This is a genomic window from Rhizobium sp. BR 317 (assembly GCF_047445835.1).
Taxonomy (GTDB): domain Bacteria; phylum Pseudomonadota; class Alphaproteobacteria; order Rhizobiales; family Rhizobiaceae; genus Rhizobium; species Rhizobium paranaense.
In genome coordinates, this window is sequence record NZ_JARWLB010000132.1 from 1 (window position 1) to 1355 (window position 1355).

General features: G+C 60.6%; 2 protein-coding genes. Both read left to right on the forward strand.

Annotated elements, in window-relative coordinates:
• A partial coding sequence (locus tag QD357_RS32285) for a hypothetical protein (RefSeq protein ID WP_414126078.1) occupies window positions 1-355 on the forward strand: 355 nt, incomplete at its 5' end.
• Between the two features lie 144 nt (window positions 356-499).
• The coding region (locus tag QD357_RS32290) for a DUF4238 domain-containing protein (RefSeq protein WP_414126079.1) at window positions 500-1355 on the forward strand (856 nt) is incomplete at its 3' end.

Below are 1355 nucleotides of genomic sequence, written 5' to 3' on the forward strand. Positions count from 1 at the left end.
CTCACCCGACCTCGCGGCCTGGTCGTTCCAGCCCGACTGGCCGACGGCTGAGACGCGTGCGATATGGCTGGAGTTCATCCGGGATTTTGCACCGTCGGATAACCGGACCTGGGCACGCCGAGACTATCTTGGAAATGTCCAGTGGTTCGCCACGCCAGCCCCCGCAGGCACGCCAGTCAGCCTCTTCCACCGGAACGGCCAGCCACTTGTTCTGGCGCCGGACGGACACGCGATCGGCCTGCTGCAGCACCCCCTCAATCCAACTCGGCGTGGCCTCGTACGAGCGAGCGTGGCTTTGAATGTCGCCMAGCTCAACTTGAGCTATCTCGGCCCCGACGATTTGTGGACGGTGTAGCAAATGGCCAAGGAGCCAAAATATTTCGGCCAGTGGGGCGCCGTTCCCGCCGACGGCGATGTGCGTCCGTTCAGCATGCTCAACCCGTCCGGCGKCGATACCAATCGCAACAATCGCCGGCACCATTTCATCTCGGCAGTMTACATGGACGGMTTTGCCGCCGATGACGGCCGGGTTCAGGTCTACCTTTGCGAAACGCCCGGAGATCCTCTTCCCATGAAGCCGAGGGCGATCGGCTTCGAGCGAGACTATTATTCACAGAAGCTGCCCGAGGGAGGTCAGGAAAACCACCGTTTTGAGGACTTGTGGAATACCATCGAAACCGTGTKGCCGGAGACGCTTAGGGCTCTCACGKAGCGCCGATTGTCATCCGCAATCTCCTTCAATGTCCTGGGCATGCAAACAATCATGCGCGCCCGCGTTCCTGCAACGCGCGACCGACACGCGTTKATGCTGGAGGCCAAGCTCCGCAGCGAACACAAGATCGCCGAAGAAATCGGCGCACTCCCTCCGGAGTTGGAGCGCTACGCTGGTCAGTTCGACACAGTGCCAATAGGCATCAATCCTCATGAAACGCTCTTGGCAATGCAGGGCGAGTTCAAAGATTTCGGAGACCTCTGCTTCCGGCTTGGTTTCGAAGTGCTGCATAACAACACTGCCACGCCGTTCCTGACTTCGGACAATCCTGTGTGCAGCTACGACCCGCGTCAATCGCTTCACGCGCGAATCCCCTACAAGCATTCAGACGAGGTTGAGCTGATCTTCCCGGTTTCCGCCCGCATGCTGGTGTGTGGCTCGAGCAAGCGAGGGCCGGTGAACATGATCTCCTGTCACCGCGACATCTCGGATAGCCGGAAGGTGCGGCAGATCAACCGGACCATCGCGCAGTTTTCCTACCGGATGACGATCGGCCAGGACCGATCAAGCGACGACCTGATACGTGCMCACGCCGCGCTCGTGCCCACCATCACGACGGAGGTGCGCCGACGCGGCGCCAAGG